16 protein-coding genes and 3 tRNA genes are annotated in these 17,434 nt (G+C 63.8%); 13 read left to right on the top strand and 6 right to left on the bottom strand.

Annotation, left to right across the window (positions count from 1 at the left end):
- Positions 1-9 precede the first annotated feature (9 nt).
- From LOY26_RS03270 to LOY26_RS03260, 3 genes are all read left to right on the top strand, one after another.
- Complete coding sequence (locus LOY26_RS03270) at positions 10-639, top strand: DUF1780 domain-containing protein (protein WP_013970766.1); 630 nt, start codon at positions 10-12, stop codon at positions 637-639.
- A 132-nt stretch (positions 640-771) separates the two neighbouring features.
- A complete protein-coding gene (locus tag LOY26_RS03265; protein WP_013970765.1) occupies positions 772-945 on the top strand; it encodes a DUF3094 family protein in 174 nt (57 codons plus the stop codon).
- 84 nt (positions 946-1,029) lie between these two features.
- Positions 1,030-2,325, top strand: coding sequence for an NAD(P)/FAD-dependent oxidoreductase (locus tag LOY26_RS03260; protein ID WP_033701435.1), 1,296 nt, complete (start codon positions 1,030-1,032; stop codon positions 2,323-2,325).
- A gap of 142 nt (positions 2,326-2,467) precedes the next feature.
- On the opposite strand, the gene LOY26_RS03255 is transcribed toward LOY26_RS03260, so the two are convergent.
- The 6 genes from LOY26_RS03255 to rluD form a co-directional block, all read right to left on the bottom strand.
- Positions 2,468-2,543: transfer RNA gene (locus tag LOY26_RS03255), tRNA-Lys, on the bottom strand.
- Positions 2,544-2,549: 6 nt separating this feature from the next.
- Positions 2,550-2,626 (bottom strand) — tRNA-Pro (locus LOY26_RS03250).
- 4 nt (positions 2,627-2,630) lie between these two features.
- Positions 2,631-2,706: transfer RNA gene (locus tag LOY26_RS03245), tRNA-Asn, on the bottom strand.
- Positions 2,707-3,128: 422 nt separating this feature from the next.
- Positions 3,129-5,693, bottom strand: a complete 2,565-nt coding sequence (gene clpB / locus LOY26_RS03240; RefSeq protein WP_033701436.1) for an ATP-dependent chaperone ClpB — start codon at positions 5,691-5,693, stop codon at positions 3,129-3,131.
- A 160-nt stretch (positions 5,694-5,853) separates the two neighbouring features.
- Complete coding sequence (pgeF, locus tag LOY26_RS03235) at positions 5,854-6,594, bottom strand: peptidoglycan editing factor PgeF (RefSeq protein WP_186660604.1); 741 nt, start codon at positions 6,592-6,594, stop codon at positions 5,854-5,856.
- Entirely contained in the window at positions 6,591-7,553 is a 963-nt protein-coding gene (gene rluD / locus LOY26_RS03230) for a 23S rRNA pseudouridine(1911/1915/1917) synthase RluD (protein WP_033701534.1), read from the bottom strand. Before rluD ends, pgeF begins: the two co-directional genes overlap by 4 nt.
- 147 nt (positions 7,554-7,700) lie before the next feature.
- On the opposite strand from rluD, the gene LOY26_RS03225 reads away from it, so the two are divergent.
- From LOY26_RS03225 to LOY26_RS03180, 10 genes are all read left to right on the top strand, one after another.
- Positions 7,701-8,720 carry an outer membrane protein assembly factor BamD gene (locus LOY26_RS03225; protein WP_033701439.1) on the top strand — a complete coding sequence of 340 codons (1,020 nt, stop codon included), beginning with the start codon at positions 7,701-7,703 and terminating at the stop codon, positions 8,718-8,720.
- Between the two features lie 94 nt (positions 8,721-8,814).
- A complete protein-coding gene (locus LOY26_RS03220; protein ID WP_186660607.1) occupies positions 8,815-9,045 on the top strand; it encodes a PP0621 family protein in 231 nt (76 codons plus the stop codon).
- A 175-nt stretch (positions 9,046-9,220) separates the two neighbouring features.
- Complete coding sequence (locus LOY26_RS03215; RefSeq protein ID WP_186660609.1) at positions 9,221-9,985, top strand: FadR/GntR family transcriptional regulator; 765 nt, start codon at positions 9,221-9,223, stop codon at positions 9,983-9,985.
- A gap of 90 nt (positions 9,986-10,075) precedes the next feature.
- Positions 10,076-11,278: an ABC transporter substrate-binding protein gene (locus LOY26_RS03210; RefSeq protein WP_186660611.1), complete on the top strand. Its 1,203-nt coding sequence runs from the start codon at positions 10,076-10,078 to the stop codon at positions 11,276-11,278.
- 65 nt (positions 11,279-11,343) lie between these two features.
- Positions 11,344-12,204 (top strand): branched-chain amino acid ABC transporter permease, encoded by an 861-nt coding sequence (locus tag LOY26_RS03205; protein ID WP_033701444.1) that lies wholly within the window; start codon positions 11,344-11,346, stop codon positions 12,202-12,204.
- 2 nt (positions 12,205-12,206) lie between these two features.
- Positions 12,207-13,226: a branched-chain amino acid ABC transporter permease gene (locus LOY26_RS03200; protein WP_258714384.1), complete on the top strand. Its 1,020-nt coding sequence runs from the start codon at positions 12,207-12,209 to the stop codon at positions 13,224-13,226.
- Entirely contained in the window at positions 13,226-13,978 is a 753-nt protein-coding gene (locus LOY26_RS03195; protein WP_033701448.1) for an ABC transporter ATP-binding protein, read from the top strand. Before LOY26_RS03200 ends, LOY26_RS03195 begins: the two co-directional genes overlap by 1 nt.
- On the top strand, positions 13,978-14,673 hold the full coding sequence (locus tag LOY26_RS03190; RefSeq protein WP_186660615.1) for an ABC transporter ATP-binding protein: 696 nt from the start codon (positions 13,978-13,980) through the stop codon (positions 14,671-14,673). Before LOY26_RS03195 ends, LOY26_RS03190 begins: the two co-directional genes overlap by 1 nt.
- A gap of 13 nt (positions 14,674-14,686) precedes the next feature.
- Positions 14,687-15,964, top strand: coding sequence for a Zn-dependent hydrolase (locus LOY26_RS03185; protein WP_408980755.1), 1,278 nt, complete (start codon positions 14,687-14,689; stop codon positions 15,962-15,964).
- Between the two features lies 1 nt (position 15,965).
- Positions 15,966-17,375 carry an amidase gene (locus tag LOY26_RS03180; protein ID WP_258714383.1) on the top strand — a complete coding sequence of 470 codons (1,410 nt, stop codon included), beginning with the start codon at positions 15,966-15,968 and terminating at the stop codon, positions 17,373-17,375.
- Positions 17,376-17,434: the final 59 nt, after the last annotated feature.

Genomic DNA, 17,434 nt, shown 5'->3' with positions numbered 1-17,434 from the left:
CTTGTCTGCATGGATGACTCAGACTACCTGCGCCTGCTTACCATCCAGGCCGAACAAGCCAATGCGTTTCTGTCCAATGCACGCAAATGGGAGCGTGAGCGTTGGGTATGCCAACGCCTGCTGCAAGGGTTGAACATCCCCTACCGCAGCGAAGACTTCACCCCGGCCGGCCAGGAGCCGCCGGATGTGCTGTTCCGCGATGCGGCATTCGAGGTGTTCTTCGTGCTGGACGAGGGCCGCCGCCTGAACGATGAGTGGCGCGAAGAGCTGCAGCGCCGGCGCAGTGCGTTTTCCCTGGCGCAACTGGTGCGCCGCGAAGCACGCCCGCGGCGGATCAGCGCTACGGAACTGCTCGGGCGCCTGGCGCCGACCTTGCGCAAAAAAGCGCACAACTACCGCGAACGCGGGCTGGAGCTGAACGAGCTGGACATCATCGCCTTCGCCAGCCTCAAGCGCGAAGTGCTCGACCTCAACACCCACTTCCCGCCCCCTACCGAATACCTGCGCCAAGGTTGGCGCTCGTTGTCGCTGGTCGGGCCGACTTTCGCCCGGGTGTTGTTCGCCCACCCCGATGCGCCAGACTTTTTACGCGGCAACCTGGGGCGCAGCATTGTCTTCGATGTGGGCATCAGTCTTTGATCCAGTGCAGCGACTCTTTGCGATGGCGTACACTCGGCGCCAGCGATAGAACGCATTATCATTTGTTCCAAGCGCTTGCACGAACGCTGTAGCGTTTGTGCAGTCACATACGTCTATCTGACGAGGCCCACCATGACCAGCCGACTGAACCCGGAAGATCAGCGTCGTGTCGATGAGTATCTACGAGCCCCCCAGCACCAAGTCGAGCGCAGGCCCTTCCGGCCATGGCTGCTCCTGGTGCTGGTGGTGGCCGTGACCATTGGTCTGGGCCTCATTAGCCGCCTGTTGAGTGGACTGGTGCTATGAGCTGCCTTGCGCTCGCCCTCTCCTCATGCAGTTTGCGGCCGGCCCCCAGGGCCAAGAATTCCGTAAACCTTATGAGATATCCCCATGACTCATCGCATCGTGATTGTCGGCGGCGGCGCCGGCGGCCTGGAACTGGCGACCCGCCTGGGTAAAAGCCTGGGCAAGCGCAAGCAAGCCGACATCACCCTGGTCGACGCCAACCTGACGCACATCTGGAAGCCACTGCTGCACGAAGTGGCAGCTGGCTCGCTGAACTCCTCGGAAGATGAACTGAACTACGTGGCCCAGGCCAAGTGGAACCACTTCAACTTCCAGCTGGGGCGTATGAGCGGCCTGGACCGTGAAGGCAAGCAGATCCAACTGGCCGCCACCCTCGACGAAGAGGGCCGCGAGCTGGTGCCTGCGCGCACGTTGAGCTACGACACCCTGGTGATTGCCGTGGGCAGCAACACCAACGACTTCGGCACCCTGGGCGCGGCGCAGCATTGCCTGTTCCTGGACACCCGCAAGCAGGCCGAGCGCTTCCACCAGCAACTGCTCAACCACTACCTGCGTGCCCACGCCGGTGACGTGGCCAGCGAACAGATCAGCGTGGCCATCGTCGGCGCCGGTGCTACCGGTGTGGAGCTGGCCGCCGAGCTGCACCACGCCGCCCACGAACTGGCCGCCTATGGCCTGGATCGCATCCAGCCCAAGGACATGCACATCACCCTGATCGAGGCTGGCCCGCGGGTATTGCCTGCGCTGCCTGAGCGCATCAGCGTGCCAGTGCACAAGACCCTGGAAAAACTCGGGGTGAAGGTGATGACCAATGCGGCGGTCAGCGAAGTGACCGAGGATGGGCTGAAAACCAAGGACGGCGAAGTGATCCAGGCCAGCCTCAAGGTGTGGGCGGCTGGTATTCGTGCACCGGGCTTCCTCAAGGACATCGATGGCCTGGAAACCAACCGCATCAATCAGCTGGTGGTGCGCCCTACCCTGCAGACCACCCGCGACGACAACATCTTCGCCTTTGGTGACTGCGCCGCGTGCCCGCAACCGGGTACCGACCGCAACGTGCCGCCACGGGCACAGGCTGCACACCAGCAGGCTTCGATGCTGGCGCAAAGCCTGAAGGCACGGCTGGAGAACAAGGCGCTGCCAACGTATGCGTACAAGGACTACGGGTCGCTGGTATCGCTGTCGCGCTTCTCGGCGGTGGGTAACCTGATGGGCAACTTGATGGGGAGCGTGAAGCTGGAAGGCTGGCTGGCGCGGATGTTTTATGTGTCGTTGTACCGCATGCACCAGATGGCGCTGTACGGGTTCTTCCGCACGGCGATGATGATGCTGGGTAGCAAGATTGGGCGCGGTACTGAGCCGCGGTTGAAGCTGCACTGACAGAATGCTGGGGGCGCTTTGCGCCCCTTTCCGACCGGTCCGGCGCCCCGGCAAGGCCGCTCCTACAACAGATGCCGGAGCGGCCCTTGTAGAATTCGAGGCAAAAGAAAAAGGGCATCTCTGTCGAGATGCCCTCTTTACATGGTGGGTCGTGTAGGATTCGAACCTACGACCAATTGGTTAAAAGCCAACTGCTCTACCAACTGAGCTAACGACCCTGAAAATGGTCGGGGTGAGGGGATTCGAACTCCTGACATCCTGCTCCCAAAGCAGGCGCGCTACCGGACTGCGCTACACCCCGAGATTGGCTCCGCGACCTGGACTCGAACCAGGGACCCAATGATTAACAGTCATTTGCTCTACCGACTGAGCTATCGCGGAACTGAACTTCGGTACATCTTTACTGCTTCGAAGTCTGTGTTAGCTTCGATCTCTTTGGCTATCCGCTTTCGCGTTGTCGCTGCTGAGGCCGGCTATTCTACATTCTTCGTTTTGCTTGTCAACCCCTTTTTTTCATTCAACTTACTGATTTGTAAGTTGTTTTGCTAACACCGATGTTGCTGGTGATTCGCTTAGTGCCTGACAGCGGGGCGTATATTAGGTGCACTCGATTTTTGATGCAAGCAAATTTTTCAAAATTTTCAGCAAGTTATCAAAAAAAGTTGGAAGCCCCCGGTTTTACGGGGTCCAGGCCGGCCTATACACGGGCAAACCCGCCCCCACAGGGGCTGCGGCACGCTGTAGAAAACCCTTAGCCATAAAAAAGCCCCGCATGTGCGGGGCTTTTTTTTTCGCCAGCGGGATCAGGCAAACACGATTTCTTCGCCTTCCACCCGCGCAGTAATCGCTGTACCTGGCAAGAATTTGCCAGAAAGGATCAACTGCGCCAGTGGGTTTTCGATCCAGCGCTGGATCGCACGCTTCAGTGGCCGTGCGCCATACACCGGGTCGTAACCGACTGCGATCAGCTTGTCCAACGCCTCAGGGCTCAGGCTGAGCGACAGCTCACGCTCCAGCAGGCGGCTACGCAGGCGGCCCAACTGGATCTCGGTGATGCCGGCGATCTGCTCGCGGCCCAGGGGCTCGAACACGACCACTTCGTCGATCCGGTTGATGAACTCCGGACGGAAGTGCGCACCCACCGCATCCATCACCGCCGCACGCTGTGCTTCGCGATCACCCACCAGCTCCTGGATCTGCGCCGAGCCCAGGTTGGAGGTCATCACGATCACGGTGTTGCGGAAGTCCACCGTACGGCCGTGGCTGTCGGTCAGGCGGCCATCTTCAAGCACCTGCAGCAACACGTTGAACACGTCCGGGTGTGCCTTCTCCACCTCGTCCAGCAGCACCACCGAGTAGGGCTTGCGCCGCACCGCTTCGGTCAGGTAACCGCCCTCTTCGTACCCTACATAGCCGGGTGGTGCACCGATCAGGCGAGCCACGGAGTGCTTCTCCATGAACTCGGACATATCGATGCGCACCATGGCCTCTTCGGTGTCGAACAGGAACTCGGCCAGCGCCTTGCACAGCTCGGTCTTGCCCACACCGGTCGGGCCGAGGAACAGGAACGAACCACTGGGCCGGTTCGGGTCGGACAACCCGGCGCGGGAACGGCGCACGGCGTTGGCCACGGCAGTCACGGCTTCGTGCTGGCCGATCACGCGCTGGTGCAGCAGGTCTTCCATCTTCAACAGTTTCTCGCGCTCGCCTTCGAGCATCTTGGCAACCGGGATGCCGGTCCACTTGGACACCACTTCGGCAATCTCTTCCTCGGTGACCTTGTTGCGCAGCAGCTGGTTTTCCGACTTGCCGTGCTGGTCGACCATCTGCAGGCTGCGCTCCAGGTCCGGGATCACCCCGTACTGCAGCTCGGCCATGCGGCTCAGGTCGCCTTTACGACGGGCGGCTTCGAGCTCTTGGCGAGCCTGCTCGATCTTCTGCTGGATCTGCGCCGAGCCTTGCACTTCGGCTTTCTCGGACGCCCAGATCTCTTCCAGGTCGGAATATTCACGCTCCAGCCGCTCGATTTCCTCGTGGAGCTTTTCCAAGCGCTTCTTCGCGGCTTCGTCTTCTTCCTTCTTCAGCGCCTGGGACTCGACCTTCAGCTGAATCAGGCGACGGTCCAGGCGGTCGAGCACTTCCGGCTTGGAGTCGATCTCCATGCGGATGCGGCTGGCCGCTTCGTCGATCAGGTCGATGGCCTTGTCAGGCAACTGACGGTCGGTGATGTAGCGGTGGCTGAGCTTGGCCGCAGCAATGATTGCGCCGTCGGTGATGGCCACCTTGTGGTGCACTTCATAGCGTTCTTTCAGGCCACGCAGGATGGCGATGGTGTCTTCTTCGCTTGGCTCTTCCACCAGCACTTTCTGGAAGCGCCGCTCCAGGGCCGCGTCCTTCTCGATGAACTGGCGGTACTCGTTGAGCGTGGTGGCGCCTACGCAGTGCAGCTCGCCACGGGCCAGGGCCGGCTTGAGCATGTTGCCCGCGTCCATGGCGCCCTCGCCTTTACCGGCGCCGACCATGGTGTGCAGTTCGTCGATGAACAGGATGATCTGGCCTTCCTGCTTGGACAGCTCGTTAAGCAGCGACTTCAGGCGCTCTTCGAACTCGCCGCGGTACTTGGCGCCGGCGATCAGTGCCCCCATGTCCAGCGCCAGCAGGCGCTTGCCCTTGAGGCCATCGGGTACTTCACCATTGATGATGCGCTGGGCCAGGCCTTCGGCGATGGCGGTTTTACCCACGCCAGGCTCACCGATCAGCACCGGGTTGTTCTTGGTACGGCGTTGCAGCACCTGCACGGTACGGCGGATTTCGTCGTCACGGCCGATCACCGGGTCAAGCTTGCCTTCTTCGGCACGCTTGGTCAGGTCGACGGTGTACTTGTCCAGGGCCTGGCGCGACTCTTCGGCGTTGGCGTCGTTGACTGCCGCGCCGCCACGCAGGTTGTTGATGGCGTTTTCCAAGGCTTTTTTGGTCACGCCCTGGCTCAGCAGCAGCTTGCCAAGCTTGCTGTTCTCGTCCATGGCGGCGAGCAGCACCAGCTCGCTGGAGATGAACTGGTCGCCCTTCTGCTGGGCCAGGCGGTCGGCCTGGTTGAGCAGGCGCGCCAGGTCCTGCGACATGTTCACGTCGCCCGTCGGGTTCTGGATTTTCGGCAGTTGGTCGAGTTCTTTCACCAGCGCCTGGCGCAGGCTGTTGATGTCGAAGCCGACTTGCATCAGCAGCGGCTTGATCGACCCGCCCTGCTGTTCAATCAGCGCCTGCACCAGGTGCAGGGGCTCGATGGCAGGGTGGTCCATGCCAACCGCCAGGGACTGGGCATCGGATATTGCTAATTGAAGCTTGCTGGTTAAACGGTCTATTCGCATGGGGATACCTTCCTGTAAGGGCAGGTCGGAGCGATGGACAGCGCCTTTAATGAAGAAACCTGCCTGAGATGACCTTATAGATAAGGCTTATTCTGGAAGTTTCAAGCGTAGCGGGGTTGACCTATATCAACCTGATGGATTAGCAGCGTGGCCGGAGCAGTCAGCGGGGGGCTAACCAGACCAGTGAGGCAAACCGCCCACCTTGCGGGGTACGGCGATACGAGAAGAACCGCTGATCGCTGACCGTGCACAAGCCACCGCCATACACAGCCGTCACCCCGCGCGCCGCCAGGCGAATACGCGCCAGCGCATAGATGTCGGCCATCAGCTTGCCCGGCCGCGCACCCGCAACAAAGGCAGCCGCTGCCTCCGGGTGCACCGCGGTAAAGGCATCACGCACTTCCAGGCCCACTTCGAACGCCTGCGGGCCAATCGCCGGGCCCAGCCACACCAGCACGTCTTCAGCCGGCACGGCCAAACGGTCGAGGGTCGCTTCCAGCACCCCGCCCGCCAACCCGCGCCAGCCGGCATGGGCCGCTGCCACACGGGTGCCTGCACGGTCGCAGAACAGCGCAGGCAGGCAATCGGCAGTCATCACGGTGCAGGCGATGCCAGGCTGGTCAGTCCAGCTGGCGTCGGCCTCGGCCACCACGGCCGGGTCGGCATCCGCCACAGCCAGGCCATGCACTTGCTTGAGCCAGGCAGGCTGGATGGCGAACGCATCGCTCAGGCGGCGGCGGTTTTCGGCGACGGCGGCAGGGTCATCACCGACGTGATCACCCAGGTTGAAGGTGTCAAAGGGCGGCAGGCTGACGCCGCCCTGACGCGTGGTGACACAAGCGCGAACCGAGGCCGGGGCCGGCCAGTCGGGCAATAGCAGCGCCTGCGTCAGACCACTCATCCGATAAAGCTCTCGCGGTCTTCGTTCAGCAGCGTCAGCAACCAGAGGAAGTCATCCGGCAAGGGCGATTCCCACTTCATGACTTCACCGGTAATCGGGTGGGCCAATGCCAGGAAACGCGCATGCAGCGCCTGGCGCGGGAAGGTCTTGACCGCCTCGACCATGGTTGGGCTGGCAGCCGGCGGAATGCGGAAGCGCCCACCGTACGTCTGGTCGCCGACCAGCGGGAAGCCAACGTGGGCCATGTGCACACGGATCTGGTGGGTACGGCCGGTTTCCAGCTTGACCCGCACGTGGGTGTGCGAACGGAAGCGCTTGAGCACACGGTAGTGGCTGACCGCCGGCTTGCCGCCGTCGGTTACCGCCATGCGCTGGCGCATACCGCCATGGCGACCGATCGGGGCGTCGATCTTGCCGCCGGCGGTCACCACACCAATCACGATGCACTCATAGATGCGGCTGACCTTGCGGCTTTGCATCTGCTCGACCAGGCGGGTCTGCGCTTGCAGGGTCTTGGCCACCACCATCAGACCGGTGGTGTCCTTGTCCAGGCGGTGCACGATACCGGCGCGTGGTACGTTGATGATGTCTGGCACGTGGTGCAGCAAGGCATTGAGCAGGGTACCGCTGGCATGGCCGGCGGCCGGGTGCACAACCAGCCCGGCAGGCTTGTTGATCACCATGATGTGGTCGTCTTCGTAGACGATGTCCAGCTCGATGTCTTCTGCGATCCACTCGCCCTGGGCCTCTTGTTCGGCCTCCAGAACAAGCACAGAGCCACCATAGACGGTGTCTCGAGGGCGCACGACGGCGCCATCGACCGTCAGGCGGCCCTCTTTGATCCACGTAGTAAGCCGCGAACGCGAGTACTCGGCGAACAATTGGGCGGCGACCTGGTCGAGGCGTTGACCGCCCAGATCGGACGGTACCTCTGCGCTAAGTTGAATGATCTCGGACATGCTCGATTCGGCGGGCGCACAGCCTTTGGTTTCGGCTGCGAGCTTGTGGTTAAATACGGCTTCTTTTGTCCCGGGGTTGGCCGGGGCGCTCATCATAACAGGACGGCACCGCCCAAGACAGCGGCCGTCAAAGGGACGCAAGCCGCCATGCAAGTGAAACACCTGCTGCTGATCGCCATCCTCGGGCTTACCGCGGCCTGTTCCTCTAACAAGGAAGTCATTGACGAGAACCTCAGCGAAGCCGAGCTGTACCAGCAGGCCCAGGCTGACCTGGATAATTCCAGCTACACCAGCGCGGTGAACAAGCTCAAGGCCCTGGAGTCGCGTTACCCGTTCGGCCGTTATGCCGACCAGGCGCAGCTCGAGCTGATCTACGCCAACTACAAGAACACCGAGCCGGAGGCCGCCAAGTCCGCCGCCGAGCGTTTCATCCGCCTGCACCCGCAGCACCCGAACGTCGACTACGCCTACTACCTCAAGGGCCTGACCTCGTTCGACCAGGACCGCGGCCTGCTGGCGCGCTTCCTGCCGCTGGACATGACCAAGCGTGACCCGGGCGCCGCGCGCGACTCGTACAACGAGTTCGCCCAGCTGACCAGCCGCTTCCCCAACAGCCGCTACGCGCCAGACGCCAAGCAGCGCATGATCTACCTGCGCAACCTGCTGGCTTCCTACGAGATCCACGTGGCCGACTACTACCTGGGCCGCCAGGCTTATGTGGCCGCCGCCAACCGTGGCCGCTACGTGGTCGAGAACTTCCAGGAAACGCCGTCGGTCGGCGACGGCCTCGCGATCATGGTCGAGGCCTACCAGAAGATGCACCTGGACGAACTGGCCGCTACCAGCCTGGAAACCCTCAAGCTCAACTACCCCGACCACCCGAGCCTGGCTGACGGTGAGTTCCAGCCCAAGCAGACCGAGTCTGACGGCCGTGGCTGGTTGTCCAAGGCAACCCTGGGCCTGATCGAGACCGACACCCCGCTGCCGCCGGGCGAAACCCGCGCCAACCAGGACGTGGTCAAGCAGTTCCAGGATGCTCGCGCCGAGATGCCGCAAGAGCTGCTGCCGAAGGACGAAAACGGCGACGTGATCCTGCCGGAAGGCCCGAAAGAAGCCGAACAGGACCGTTCGTGGTTCAGCTACATGACCTTTGGTCTGTTTGACTGAGTGTGTCGAAACGTAGAAAGGGAGGCCTGAGGCCTCCCTTTTTTATTGGCTGCGTCCTAGACTGTGGCCTTCTTCATTCGACAAGCTGGACACCATGGTTCGCCTACTTTTCTGGATCGCCCTGATCGCCGCCGCGTTCTGGCTGTGGCGCAAGTTCAAGATCAGCCAGCAATCGCAACCGGAGCACAAACTCGACGACCCGCTGAAGATGGTGCGCTGCGCCCATTGCGGCGTGCACCTGCCCAATGACCGGGCGCTGCAGCAGGGCAAAGAGTGGTATTGCAGCCAGGCTCACCTGCAACAGGGCCCTGGCCGGCAAGACTGACCCCAAAACCTTGTGGGGGCGGGTTCACCTGCCTCTACAGGGTATGCACTACCCGCACATATCCCTCCCCGACCCTTTCGCACCATTTACGACCCCTCCCCCTCCGCCAGCATTGACCCACCCGGGCAAAATTCGCTAAATCCTATTTATCCGCATAAATATGAAAAATAGCGAAATGCTCAAACCCAAACGCAAGCGCCAGAAGCTGTCCGACGTCATCGTCGAATCGGTCAAGCGCTCGATCGTCACCGAAGCCCTGCACCCCGGCGACCGGTTGCCCACCGAGCGCGAGCTGATGGAGCATTTCGAGTGTTCCAAAGGCACTGCCCGCGAAGCGCTCAAGGCCCTGGAAGTCGAGGGCCTGGTCAGCACCCGCACCGGCCCCAGCGGCGGCGCCTACCTCAACGAGGTCGGCACCGAGCCGGCCAGCCGCGCCCTGCGTAACCACCTGCACTTCCAGCACCTGGATGGCGAGCAGGTGTACCAGTTGCGCAAGGTCATCGAGGTGGAGCTGGCCGTGTCGGTCATGGGCCAGCTGAGCGAAGCCGACTACGCCGCGCTGCAAGCCAACATCGATTTTTGCAGCACCCCGGAAGACAGCGAAGAGGGCCAGCGCGAGCAACGCCTGGCCGAACTGGAATTCCACACCTTGCTGGCGCATCGCTGCCCCAACCCGCTGCTGCGCTTCATGGCGGTGTTCCTCAACGACCTGCTGCGCGACCTGGTGGTGCTGAAAAAGGCCTACCTGCCCAAGCGCCAGCAGTTTGCTGCGGCCAACATCGGCTACCACAAGCAACTGTTGCTGGCCCTGCGCGCCAGCGACGAACCCGCTGTACGCCGGCTGATGCACGAACACATGTGCGACGCCGAGCACCACATGACCGCGCTGGAAGGCGAGGTTGCCCGCAACTTCCTGCTGGAGTTCGACCACCACCACTGACCCGCCTGGACAGAGGCCTGCGCACAGGCCCGGCCGCACCCGCTTTGTCATTGCCACTCCTGCCTAATAACCACAACCAAGGAGTTACTCATGCAAAGACGTACCCTGCTCAAGGCAGGCCTTGCCCTGGGTGCCCTAGGTAGCCTCCCGTTGGGAGCGCACCGGGCATTCGCCGACGAACCGCTGACCTTCTACGGGCTCAAGTCCATGTCTGGCCCCTTCGCCAGTTACGGCAAGTACGCCGACATGGGGTCGCGCCTGGCCATCGCCGAGTACCCGCAGCTACTCGGGCGCCCGCTCAAGTACAAAGTCATCGACACCGAAGGCAACGCCGGCAAGGCGGTGCGCAAGGTACAGGAAGCCATCGGCCAGGATGGCGCGCGCTTTTTCCAGGGCTGCACGCTGTCGTCCTCGGCGTTGGCAGTATCGAAGGAAATCCACAAGGCCGGCGGCGTGTTCATGACGCCGGTCGGCGCCGACGAAATCACCGGCAAGGACTGCAACGCGTCGACCTTCCGCTGGTCGGTACCCACCTATGGCGCCATCCGCGAAACGCTGGTGCCGATGATCCGTCAACTGCCGCAGGCCAAGCGCTGGTACACCATCACCCCGCAATACGTGTTCGGTGATGCGTTGCTGGAAAACGCCCGCAAGGTGTTCGCCGAGTTGGGCGTGGAGCACATCGGCAACAGCTACCACTCGCTGCAAGAGCAGGAGTTTTCCGGTTACCTGACCAACGCCATCGCCGCCAAACCCGACGTGCTGGTGCTGCTGAACTTTGGCAGCCAGTCGTCCAACGCGCTGCGCCAGGCGGTGAACTTTGGCATCAAGGACCGCATGAAGGTGCTGCTGGTGTGGTCGGCCGGGCTCGACCAGTTCCAGGAGCTGGGCAGCGACGTGCTCGAAGGTGTGTACCTGGGCGCGCAGTACTGGCACCAGGTCGACACGCCACTCAACAAACAGCTGGTCGCCGCCACCCGCAAGGCCTACGGCATCAACCCCAACTACCCGTTGGCGGCCGACTACATCGGCACCAAGGTGATGCTCGATGCCATTACCAAAGCCGGCAGCCTGGACGGCGCCAGCGTCAGTGCCGCCTTGCAGGGCATGCGCTTCCAGGGCCCGACCGGCGAAGAGCTGATCCGCCCGGGCGACCACCAGGTGCTCAAGGACTACTACCTGTTGCGCGGCAAGCCCCAGGCGCAGATGCGCGACGAGGACGACCTGGCCGAAATCATCAGCGCCGGCCGCTCGTTCATCGAAGTCGACCACACCGGTTGCGCCCTGGCCTGAAGCCGCGGCGTTAGTCAAAACCACTCGTACAGGCAGCCGCACCACGCGCTGTCGAGGGCACACTCATGCTCGATTTGTACCTGTTCCAACTGCTAAACGGCCTGGGCCTGGGGATGATCTACTTCCTCATCGCCGTGGGCCTGACGATCATTTTCGGCCTGCTCAACTTCGTCAACTTCGCCCACGGCGCGTTCTTCTTGCTGGGCGCCTACTTGTGCTACACAGCGGTGGCGATTACCGGCAACTTCTGGCTGGCGCTGCTGATTGCCCCACTGGCGGTGGCGGCGCTGGCCTGGGCGGTCGAGCGCCTGCTGATCAAACGCATCTACCACTTGCCGCACACCTTCCAGATCCTCGTCACCCTGGGCATCGCGCTGATCATCCAGGAGGCCTCGGTGCTGATCTGGGGCCCGGTGGGCAAGAACATCGCCGTGCCACCGGAGCTGCGCGGGGTGCTGATCCTCGGTGATTTCATCTACCCGTACTACCGCCTGTTCCTCATCGGCTTCGCCGCGCTGATCGGCCTGGGCCTGTGGCTGCTGCTCGAGCGCACCCGCTTCGGCGCGCTGGTCCGCGCGGGTAGCGAAAGTACCGAAACCGTTTCGCTGCTGGGCACCAATATCTTCCGCCTGTTCTCCCTGACCTTCGCCCTGGGCGTGGGCCTGGCCGGCGTGGCGGGCGTGCTGTTTGCACCGCTGCGTGGCGCGCAGCCCTTCGTCGGCCCGGAAATCCTCGGCATCGCCTTCGTGGTGGTGGTGATCGGCGGCATGGGCTCGTTCGGCGGTGCGCTGGTCGGCGGGCTGCTGGTGGGGGTGGTGCAAAGCATGATGAGCAGCCTCTGGCCGCAAGGCGCCAGCCTGATGATCTACGGCGCCATGGCGGCGGTGATCCTGGTTCGTCCCTATGGCCTGTTCGGGAGAGCATGACGATGAGCAATAAAACTGCATTGCCCATGGGCCTTGGCCGCACGCCTGCCCTGCTGTTGCTGGTGCTCGCCAGCCTGGTGGCGTTGCCGCTGATCTTGCCGTCGGCCACCCTGGCCACCGAGATCCTGATCTTTGCCTTGGCGGCGCTGGCCTGCAACCTGCTGCTCGGCTACACCGGCCTGTTGTCGTTCGGCCAGGGCATCTTCTTCGGCGTGGGCGCCTACGGCGCGGCGCTGCTGATGATCCACCTGAAGTGGGGCATGCTCGGCGCCTTGTGCGGCGCAGCGGTGTTCGGTGCCTTCCTGGCGCTGCTGGTGGGCGCCCTGGCCATCCGCCGCACAGGCATCTACTTCGTCATGCTGACCCTGGCGTTCAGCCAGATGGCCTACTTTCTGGCCTACACCCTCAGCGGCTGGACCGGCGGTGACAACGGCCTGCTCGACGTGCCGCGGCCCAACATCGAAATCGCCGGCCACGTGCTGGTCGACCTAGCCGACCCTCGGCACTTCTATGTGTTCGTCGCGGTGCTGTTCCTGCTGATATTCGCCGGTGCCCTGCGGGTGATCCGTTCGCCGTTCGGCAGCACCCTGCTGGCGATCCGCGAGAACGAAACCCGCGCCGCCGCCATCGGCTACGACACGCGCCACTTCAAGATTCTGGTGTTCATGCTGTCTGGCGCCATCACCGGCATCGCCGGGGCGCTGTACGCGATGCTGCTGCACTTCGCACCGCTGTCGAACATCGACCTGATGATGAGCGAAAACATCCTGATCATGACCATCGTCGGCGGCACCGGCTCGCTGTTCGGCTCGCTGCTGGGGGCTGGCGCCATCGTGGTGCTGGGCGATGTGCTGTCGGAGCTGTGGCCACGCTGGCTGATGCTGCTGGGGGCGATCCTGATCCTGGTGGTGGTGTTCATGCGCGGTGGTTTGTGGGGCGGGCTGGCGGCACTCGGCAAGCGCTTGCTGGCGTCGCGTACGGCCGATGACAAGGCCCCAGCCAAGACCAAGGAGACCTTGTGATGAGCGATTACCTGCTGGAAACCCGTAACCTGGAGCTGGCCTACGGGCCGTTCAAGGCGGTCGCAGGCGTCGACCTGAAAGTTCGCGCCGGCACCATCCACACCGTCATCGGCCCCAACGGCGCCGGCAAGACCAGCCTGTTCCACTGCCTGACCGGCGAGCGCCAGGCCACCGCCGGCAAGATCCTCTTCAACGACCGCGACATCATCCGCAAGCCGTCCCACGGCCGGGTGGCACTGGGCATGGCGCGCTCGTTCCAGCTCACCAGCCTGTTCCAGAACCTGTCGGTGCGCGAAAACCTGCGCCTGGCCGCCCAGGGCCGCGACGGCCTGGGCGCGCTGAACTTCTGGCGCAGCGTGGAGCACAAGCGCAGCCACTGGAACACCGCCGACCAGGTGCTCGAACGCCTGAAGCTCACGGCCCGCGCCGAGACCCTGGCCGGCGAGCTGTCGCACGGCCAGCAGCGGGTACTGGAAGTGGGCATGTCGATCTGTGCCAAACCGACCCTGCTGATGCTCGATGAGCCCACCTCGGGCATGGGCATCGACGATATCCCAGTGATGACCGACCTGATCAGCGACCTGGGCCGCGACCATACCGTGCTACTGATCGAGCACAACATGAGCATCGTCATGTCGATCAGCCAGCGCATTACCGTCATGAGCCACGGCCAGATCCTGGTCGAGGGCACCCCTGAACAGGTGCGCAACGACGAGCGCGTGCGCACCGCCTACCTTGGAGAGGCCGCCTGATGCTCAACGTCGAATCGATCCATTCGTACTACGACAAAAGCCACGTGCTCGAAGGGGTTTCGCTGCAGGTCGGGGACGGCGAGCTGGTGACCTTGCTGGGCCGTAACGGCGCCGGCAAGACCACCACCTTGCGCAGCATCCTCGGCATCGTGCGCCCTCGTCAGGGGCAGATCAGTTTCGACGGCCAGCAACTGGTCGGCCGCGAAATCTTCGACATTGCCCGCCAGGGCATCGCCCTGGTACCCGAGCATCGCGGCATCTTCCGCCAGCTCAGCGTCGAAGAGAACCTGAAGATCGCCGTGCGCAAGGGCAGCCGTTGGCAGCTCGAAGACGTCTACAGCATGTTCCCGCGCCTTAAAGAGCGGCGGCGCAACGGCGGCTTCGCCCTCTCTGGCGGTGAGCAGCAGATGCTGGCCATCGCCCGCGCCCTGCTCAACGGCCCCAAGCTGCTGATTCTCGATGAACCCACCGAAGGCCTGGCCCCGGTGATTGTCGACGAGTTGGTGAAGATCCTGCGGCGGATCAAGGGTGAAGGCCTGTCGATCCTGCTGGTGGAGCAGAACCTGATGGTCTGCGACGCCCTCGCCGACCGCCACTACGTACTCGAACAAGGCCGTGTGGCCTACCAGGGCAGCGCCGCGCAGTTCCGCGACGACCCAAGCATCAAAAACCGCTACCTGGCCCTGAGCGCCTGAAAGGAGAATGCCCATGAATACCCGCATCGCCCCCTCGCAGCACCTGCTCGGCCAAGGCGCACAGGTCAGCCGCGAGCGCCTCTGGCAATCATTGATGGACCTGGCCCAACTCGGCGCCACCGCCAAGGGTGGCGTGTGCCGCCTGGCGCTGACCGACCTCGACCGCCAGGCCCGCGACCTGTTCGTGCGCTGGTGCACCGAGGCCGGCTGCACCGTCAGCATCGACGCCATCGGCAACATCTTTGCCCGCCGCCCAGGGCGAAACCCGGCCTTGCCGCCGGTCATGACCGGCAGCCATATCGACACTCAGCCTACCGGCGGCAAGTTCGACGGTTGCTACGGGGTAATGGCCGGGCTGGAGGTTATCCGCACCCTCAACGACCTGCAACTGACCACCGAAGCGCCCCTGGAAGTGGTGGTGTGGACCAACGAGGAAGGTTCGCGCTTCCCGCCGTGCATGATGGGCTCGGGGGTGTTCGCCGGTAAGTTCGGCCTGCAGGACACCCTGGACAAGGTCGATGACCAGGGCCTGTCGGTAGGTGCCGAGCTGGCCCGTATCGGCTATGCCGGCCCGCGCGTGCCCACCGGGCATGCCGTGGGCGCCTATTTCGAAGCGCACATCGAACAGGGCCCGGTGCTGGAAGACCAGCGCACCACCATCGGCGTGGTCCAGGGCTGCCTGGGGCAGAAATGGTTCGACCTGGTGCTGACGGGCGTCGAAGCCCACGCCGGCCCCACCCCGATGCACCTGCGCAAGGACGCGCTGGTTGGCGCCGCTGAAGTGGTCGCGGCGGTCAACCGTGTGGCCCACGCCCATCAGCCGCATGCCTGCGGCACGGTGGGCTGCCTGACCCTGCACCCGGGGTCGCGCAATGTGATCCCGGGCCAGGTGCACATGACCCTCGACCTGCGCCACCTCGACCCCACCCACCTGGCCGCCATGGTCGCCGAGGTACGGGAGGTGATCGAAGCCAGCTCGGCACGGCACGGGCTGCGTTTCGAACTGACGCCGACGGCCGACTTCCCGCCCCTGTACTTCGCCGAGCAGTGCGTCGATGCCGTGCGCCAGGGTGCACGCGAGCTGGGCCTGAGCCATATGGACATCGTCAGCGGCGCCGGCCACGACGCCATCTTCCTGGCCGAGTTGGGCCCGGCCGGGATGATTTTCGTGCCGTGCGAAGGCGGCATCAGCCACAACGAAATCGAAAACGCCGCGCCCCAGGACCTGGCCGACGGCTGCGACGTATTGCTGCGCGCCATGTTCCAGGCCGCCAATCAGGGGGCGCATTGAGATGACCAGCAAGACTGCCATCGGCGAATTCACCGCCGTCGAACTGCTTGAACTGTACCAGCGCCGCCAGCTGTCGCCGGTCGAGGTGATCGACGATGTACTGGCGCGCATCGACCAGCACAACCCAGCGGTCAACGCCTACTGCCACGTGGACGGTGAAGGCGCCCGCGCCGCCGCCCGCGCCAGCGAACAACGCTGGCAACGCGGCGAGCCCTGTGGCCGCCTGGACGGTGTGCCCGCGTCGATCAAGGACCTGACCCTGACCCGTGGCATGCCCACGCGCAAGGGTTCCCGCACCACCAGCGGCGCAGGCCCTTGGGACGTCGATGCGCCCTTCACTGCATTCATGCGCGAGGCCGGCGCGGTGCTGGTCGGCAAGACCACGACACCGGAGTTTGGCTGGAAGGGGGTAACCGACAACCCGCTTTACGGCATCACCCGCAACCCCTGGGATACCCGCCTGACGGCAGGTGGCTCCTCCGGTGGCGCGGCGGCGGCGGCCGCGCTGAACCTGGGCGTGCTGCACCAGGGCAGTGATGCCGGTGGCTCGATCCGTATTCCTTGTGCCTTTACCGGCACCTTCGGCATCAAGCCCACCTTCGGCTACGTGCCGCAATGGCCGGCCAGCGCCATGACCGTGCTGTCGCACCTCGGGCCAATGGCCCGGACTGTCGACGACGCAGTGCTGATGCTCGACTGCGTAGCCCGCCCGGATGCCCGCGACGGGCTGGCCGGGGCACCGCGGCAGGCACCATGGCTGGGCGAGGGCCACGACCTCAGCGGTTTGCGCATCGCCTACAGCGCCGACTTCGGCTACGTGCAGGTCGACCCGCAGGTTCAGGCGCTGGTCGCGCAAGCGGTGCAACGCCTGGCCCGGCTGGGGGCGCAAGTGGAGGAAGTCGACCCGGGCTTTGCTGACCCGTTGGAGACCTTCAACACCCTGTGGTTCGCCGGCGCGGCGCGGCTGGCCAGTGCCTTTGGCGATGAACAGCGGGCACTGCTCGACCCAGGGCTGCGCGGGATAGCCGAGCAAGGGGCGCGGGTGGGCCTGAGCGAGTACACCCAAGCGCTGGAAGCACGGGCTGAGCTGATTGCGCGGATGAATGCCTTTCACCAGCGCTACGATGTGCTGGTGTCACCGATGCTGCCACGGGTAGCGTTCGAGGCGGGGCATGACGTGCCGCCCGGTTCGGGGATGGCGCAGTGGATGGAATGGACGCCGTTCAGCTACCCGTTCAACTTGACCCAGCAACCGGCGGCTTCGGTGCCGTGCGGATTTACCCGCGAAGGGTTGCCAGTGGGGTTGCAGGTGGTCGCCGGGCGGTTTGCCGATGAGCAGGTGCTGCGGGTGTGCAAGGTGTATGAGCAGCACTATCCGAGCCGGCATTTGCAGGCGCCGATAGTGGCGTGAAAGCTGAATGATCCCGCCCCTGCAGGAGCGGCCTTGCGTCGCGAAAGGCCCGCCAAGCG

Origin of the sequence: Pseudomonas sp. B21-047 (assembly GCF_024748775.1) — a bacterium.
GTDB classification, from domain to species: Bacteria; Pseudomonadota; Gammaproteobacteria; order Pseudomonadales; family Pseudomonadaceae; genus Aquipseudomonas; species Aquipseudomonas capeferrum.
This window is presented reverse-complemented; position numbering and strand designations above follow the sequence as displayed.

Excerpts from the sequence above, each read along its gene's own strand:
- LOY26_RS03270 (WP_013970766.1), top strand. The coding sequence starts at position 10 with ATGGATGACTCAGACTACCTGCGCCTGCTTACCATCCAGGCCGAACAA.
- LOY26_RS03265 (WP_013970765.1), top strand. The coding sequence starts at position 772 with ATGACCAGCCGACTGAACCCGGAAGATCAGCGTCGTGTCGATGAGTAT.
- LOY26_RS03260 (WP_033701435.1), top strand. The coding sequence starts at position 1,030 with ATGACTCATCGCATCGTGATTGTCGGCGGCGGCGCCGGCGGCCTGGAA.
- clpB (WP_033701436.1), bottom strand. The coding sequence starts at position 5,693 with ATGCGAATAGACCGTTTAACCAGCAAGCTTCAATTAGCAATATCCGAT.
- pgeF (WP_186660604.1), bottom strand. The coding sequence starts at position 6,594 with ATGAGTGGTCTGACGCAGGCGCTGCTATTGCCCGACTGGCCGGCCCCG.
- rluD (WP_033701534.1), bottom strand. The coding sequence starts at position 7,553 with ATGTCCGAGATCATTCAACTTAGCGCAGAGGTACCGTCCGATCTGGGC.
- LOY26_RS03225 (WP_033701439.1), top strand. The coding sequence starts at position 7,701 with ATGCAAGTGAAACACCTGCTGCTGATCGCCATCCTCGGGCTTACCGCG.
- LOY26_RS03220 (WP_186660607.1), top strand. The coding sequence starts at position 8,815 with ATGGTTCGCCTACTTTTCTGGATCGCCCTGATCGCCGCCGCGTTCTGG.
- LOY26_RS03215 (WP_186660609.1), top strand. The coding sequence starts at position 9,221 with ATGCTCAAACCCAAACGCAAGCGCCAGAAGCTGTCCGACGTCATCGTC.
- LOY26_RS03210 (WP_186660611.1), top strand. The coding sequence starts at position 10,076 with ATGCAAAGACGTACCCTGCTCAAGGCAGGCCTTGCCCTGGGTGCCCTA.
- LOY26_RS03205 (WP_033701444.1), top strand. The coding sequence starts at position 11,344 with ATGCTCGATTTGTACCTGTTCCAACTGCTAAACGGCCTGGGCCTGGGG.
- LOY26_RS03200 (WP_258714384.1), top strand. The coding sequence starts at position 12,207 with ATGAGCAATAAAACTGCATTGCCCATGGGCCTTGGCCGCACGCCTGCC.
- LOY26_RS03195 (WP_033701448.1), top strand. The coding sequence starts at position 13,226 with ATGAGCGATTACCTGCTGGAAACCCGTAACCTGGAGCTGGCCTACGGG.
- LOY26_RS03190 (WP_186660615.1), top strand. The coding sequence starts at position 13,978 with ATGCTCAACGTCGAATCGATCCATTCGTACTACGACAAAAGCCACGTG.
- LOY26_RS03185 (WP_408980755.1), top strand. The coding sequence starts at position 14,687 with ATGAATACCCGCATCGCCCCCTCGCAGCACCTGCTCGGCCAAGGCGCA.
- LOY26_RS03180 (WP_258714383.1), top strand. The coding sequence starts at position 15,966 with ATGACCAGCAAGACTGCCATCGGCGAATTCACCGCCGTCGAACTGCTT.